Source organism: Synechococcus sp. Cruz CV12-2-Slac-r (assembly GCF_024346075.1).
In the GTDB taxonomy this organism is placed as follows: Bacteria; Cyanobacteriota; Cyanobacteriia; order PCC-6307; family Cyanobiaceae; genus Synechococcus_D.
Genome location: NZ_JAGQEK010000142.1, coordinates 1 through 3,961, shown reverse-complemented (window position 1 = coordinate 3,961; position 3,961 = coordinate 1). Strand labels below are relative to the sequence as shown.

The window sequence follows — 3,961 nt, the reverse complement described above, 5'->3', positions numbered from 1 at the left end:
AAATAACGCTTCTGGTAGCTCTGCTTCCATGCTCACCACATCAAAATTGTTTGTTCCCACGTTTGCATCTCTAACGCTCTTCAAATTCCTAGTTCGCTCGATTGCAACCATGAAGCCACAGTTCCGGTGGTTTCGTCAAAACGGAAGCATCGCCTTCATATTAGCTGTCTCATCGCTGAGATCAATTGCAATCACTGAATGCTTGCCGTTCTAAGCACTTGAGGCAAGTTGGCGTGAGCGACTGGCAGCATTAGTCAAGGGCAGCTGGTATGCATAACTACATTTCACAGGATTTTGAGATTGCCGGCTCGTTGCCAGAGATTTTTAAAAGCAAATGCTATTTCCCTGTGGAAAAGCTGGTTAAAGCTGTGGAGAACACTTGAGAGCTGGGGATAACCTTGAATGATAAGTAAAACTTATTCAATAAAGTCTTGTGGGTCTTGTCCCAATAGCTAGACGGTTGTAAACCACCTCGAGCGCCCAGATCTTTCTGATTTAAAGCAACACCCTGTTTCCGCTCAGATCACTGCTTTGGCATGCATCCATAGCAATCTGGCTTTGTAAGCCCTCAAGTAACCCAGGCACCATTGGTTTCGCTTCTCTAATTGCCTCCGCCCACCAGCCGATGAGCCGAGCCACGGGAGCGATGCGGCCGTCTTCCCAGGTGCGGTTGTATCTAAAGGCTGGATTATTGGGAATAGCTGCCATCGTTTCTCCTTTGCGGCATCCCTGCAAACCAAAGCCATGCACATAGTCGGCTTGGTTGCTGCTACCTAAAACCAATGTTCCTTCTGAGCCATAAAACTCAAGCCAGCATCCCCTTCCCTGCCGGGCCACTGAAGAAAGAGCTAATTGGGCAGACAAAAATTGCTTTGAAGCGCTCCAATGGGGCTGCAGTTGCATTTGGATGAGGGCTGTATCAGCTGCATCCACCGCTGCAAAACCATTGCCGTTTGGCATTGGGCGCTCCTTGATCGCCACAGATAACTGGGCTTGCAGCGCCACGATCGGCCCCACTAGCCACTCCATCATGTCGAAGGCGTGGCTGCCAAGAGCACCTAAAACCCCCCCCCCTAACTCCTGTTGGGCATACCAATTCCATGGTCGCTTTGGATCGCTGCGGCTCTCCATCAGCCAATCGAAACGCACTAGCCACGGTTCCCCAAGCCAACCAGCCCTAAGCAGTTCCGCTAGTTGCTGAAATGCGGGCACTGCTCGATATTCAAAATTAATGGCACAACAACATCCCTGGGCAAGGGCTAGTTGCTCTAATTGCAACGCTTCAGTGGAATTGAGCGCAATTGGTTTTTCCAGCAGCACGTGCTTACCGGCAAGAAGTGTCTGTTTTGCTAGCTGGAAACGAGCTCCTGGGGGAGTTGCAATGATTAAGGCCTCTACCTCGGGATTGGCCAATAGCTCCTTGAAATTTGAGCTACCCCAAAGCCCTGTTCTGCTGCAAGATTGCTGCAACTTCTCATTTTGCGGATGCCAAAGGGCCACTGGTGTTGTGGCAGGGCAGGCAGACAAAGCCGGAAGGTGCACTTTTTCACCAAAACCCAAGCCGGCGATTGCAACACCTAATTGAGAAGCTTTCAAGCCTTGCTTGCCTCCCTTAATCCCTGGCTACTCGCCTCTGCGCAAGACTGCTCAAGCACCTCAGCGATTAAATCTTCCGATCCCACGAGTTGCCAATCAGCCCTCGGTTTCGGTAATCCATTTACTTGCAGATCTTTATAAAGCTTTTCATCGCAATCCAAAGCCATCACGTAAAGAGAACCGGTTGCTGTTTTTCCTGATTCATCGGGAGTGGCGCTAAATCTACTTAAAACTGTTAATTCGCCTTTGCGGTTAAGCCTCAAGCTGCCTTTGTCCCACCATTGACGACCAGCACTGGTGGGTACTACCTCCTGCCAATCAACCGGGCCAGCAAACACCGGCAACGGCTGAATTAAGCTCAGCAAAAACAGCATTGCAGCAGTAAACAGAAGCCCCTTTAGAAACTTCACGCAACTTGACCATGTAATTCCAGCAGGCTTGCCATAGTGCTACGCAGCTTGGTGCGGGGAACAATTGCATCAACAAATCCGTGGTCTTGGATGTATTCAGCTGTTTGAAAATCGTCGGGTAGTTTTTCTCTTAAGGTTTGCTCGATTACACGGCGGCCGGCAAAGCCAATAAGTGCTTTCGGTTCTGCAAGGATTAAATCTCCCAACATTGCAAAACTTGCCGTTACGCCTCCGGTGGTGGGATGAGTGAGCAGTGGAATGTAAAGAAGTTCCTGGCTGCGGTGGCGCTCTAATGCGCCAGACACTTTTGCCATTTGCATCAAACTAAGCATTCCTTCCTGCATCCGGGCGCCGCCGCTGGCGCATACAACTAAAACAGGCAAACGTTTGGCAGTGGCTGTTTCGATTAAACGGGTTAGTTTTTCACCCACCACCGAACCCATACTTCCCCCCATAAAGCGGAAATCCATAACCGCCACTGCGAGGGAAAATCCCTCAAGCCTGCCGATTCCGCAAACCACGGCATCGCGCATGCCTGTGCTTTGTTGACTATCGCGAATCCGATCGGCGTAAGCCCTTCGATCTTTAAAAGTGAGTGGATCGGTTGGGCTCAGGCCCGCATCGCTTTCAACAAAACTGTCTGGATCCATCAATAATCTGAGCCTTTCTTCACTGTCAATCCTGTGGTGATGACCGCAGGCAGAACAAACACTTGCGTTCGCTAGCAAATCTTTGCGGTAAACCACCTCTGCACATTCAGGGCATTTGCTCCATAAGCCATCACCTTCGTCATTTTCAGGCGCTGCCCGCACTAGAGGGGCAGTTTTACGGCGATCCGCAAACCAGTCGAGCAGCGACACAATGGACTTGCTAACACTTATCTATTAAAGGATCCTGAAGGGGGGGCTGATAACAAATCCCCAAAAGCTGTCGCAGGCAAGCCAACTCAGAAATCCACCAACTGCCAGGAAAGGGCCAAAAGGAAAGGGCTCTCGAGCTGAAAGTTTGCCGCTAAGGCGCCCGATCACTCCAAACATTGCCCCAAGCAGCACAGCGAGGGCAACCGCAACCCCTAAACCCTTGAGGCCAAGCCAGGCGCCAAGCAGCGCCGCCAACTTCGCATCCCCTAGCCCTAAAGCCGGCACCCCCATGATTCTCTCGGCGCCAGCGCTAACGCTTTCAAAAGCCAGCAAGCCCACCACCGCAGCAAGGCAGTGATACAAAAGCATTTCAGCGCCGGCACCCTGCAATGCACCGAGGCCAACACTGCATAACAAACCAGTTATTACCCCCCACTTGCAAAGGGATTCAGGCAGTTGCATCGTTTTTAAATCGATCAAGGCAAGCGGCAGCAACCAGCTCACAAAAATTGCACCAGCCAAAAGATTTAGTAATTGATCAGGGGCTCCCATTCGGCCCACCCCAGGTAGTGCTAGCAGCACCCACAACCCAGCGTTTAATAATTCAACCGCTGGATAAATGGGGCTAATAGAGCTAAAGCAAAACGCGCACTTCCCCTTTAACAAGCACCAACTCAAAACCGGAATGTTTTGATGCCAGGCCAGGCTTTTGCCACATTTTGGGCAATGGCTGCCCGGCCAAACGCATGATTCTCCCCTAGGGATGCGCCACACAACTACGTTTATAAAACTACCAACACACAAGCCAAATAAGGCTGCCGTAAGCGCTAATTGTGATGTCATCGCCGCGAGCGATTTTTTTGCTGCGGCTTAAGCCGTAACAAATCCAGTGGCAAAAATTGCTCCTGGGGTAGTAGAACAGGCGCTTCAAAAATTAAGCGAGCTGATCTACCGCCGGCAACAATCACAACCCCTAGAGGGTCGGGGCTGCCGCAGCGTTCCAAATAATGCAAATACAAGCGCCGGGCAATATGAAGCATTCTCCCTAATTGTTCAGGGGGACAGCGCCACATCGCGGCATCGAATTGCCCCGAA

At 51.0% G+C, this 3,961-nt stretch carries 5 protein-coding genes; all 5 read right to left on the bottom strand.

Features of this window, described 5'->3' with window-relative positions; translation table 11 throughout:
- Positions 1-495 precede the first annotated feature (495 nt).
- Positions 496-1,596 carry a Gfo/Idh/MocA family protein gene (locus KB557_RS09455; RefSeq protein WP_255133590.1) on the bottom strand — a complete coding sequence of 367 codons (1,101 nt, stop codon included), beginning with the start codon at positions 1,594-1,596 and terminating at the stop codon, positions 496-498.
- The gene (locus KB557_RS09450) at positions 1,593-1,970 is read right to left on the bottom strand and encodes a hypothetical protein (protein WP_255133588.1); all 378 of its coding nucleotides are present in this window, start codon (positions 1,968-1,970) and stop codon (positions 1,593-1,595) included. Before KB557_RS09450 ends, KB557_RS09455 begins: the two co-directional genes overlap by 4 nt.
- Before the next feature lie 32 nt (positions 1,971-2,002).
- Complete coding sequence (accD, locus tag KB557_RS09445) at positions 2,003-2,866, bottom strand: acetyl-CoA carboxylase, carboxyltransferase subunit beta (protein ID WP_255133586.1); 864 nt, start codon at positions 2,864-2,866, stop codon at positions 2,003-2,005.
- A 24-nt stretch (positions 2,867-2,890) separates the two neighbouring features.
- Positions 2,891-3,709 carry an A24 family peptidase gene (locus KB557_RS09440; RefSeq protein WP_255133584.1) on the bottom strand — a complete coding sequence of 273 codons (819 nt, stop codon included), beginning with the start codon at positions 3,707-3,709 and terminating at the stop codon, positions 2,891-2,893.
- Positions 3,706-3,961, bottom strand: a 256-nt coding sequence (locus KB557_RS09435) for a hypothetical protein (RefSeq protein ID WP_315856217.1), incomplete at its 5' end; no start/stop codon positions are given. The genes KB557_RS09435 and KB557_RS09440, both read right to left, overlap by 4 nt.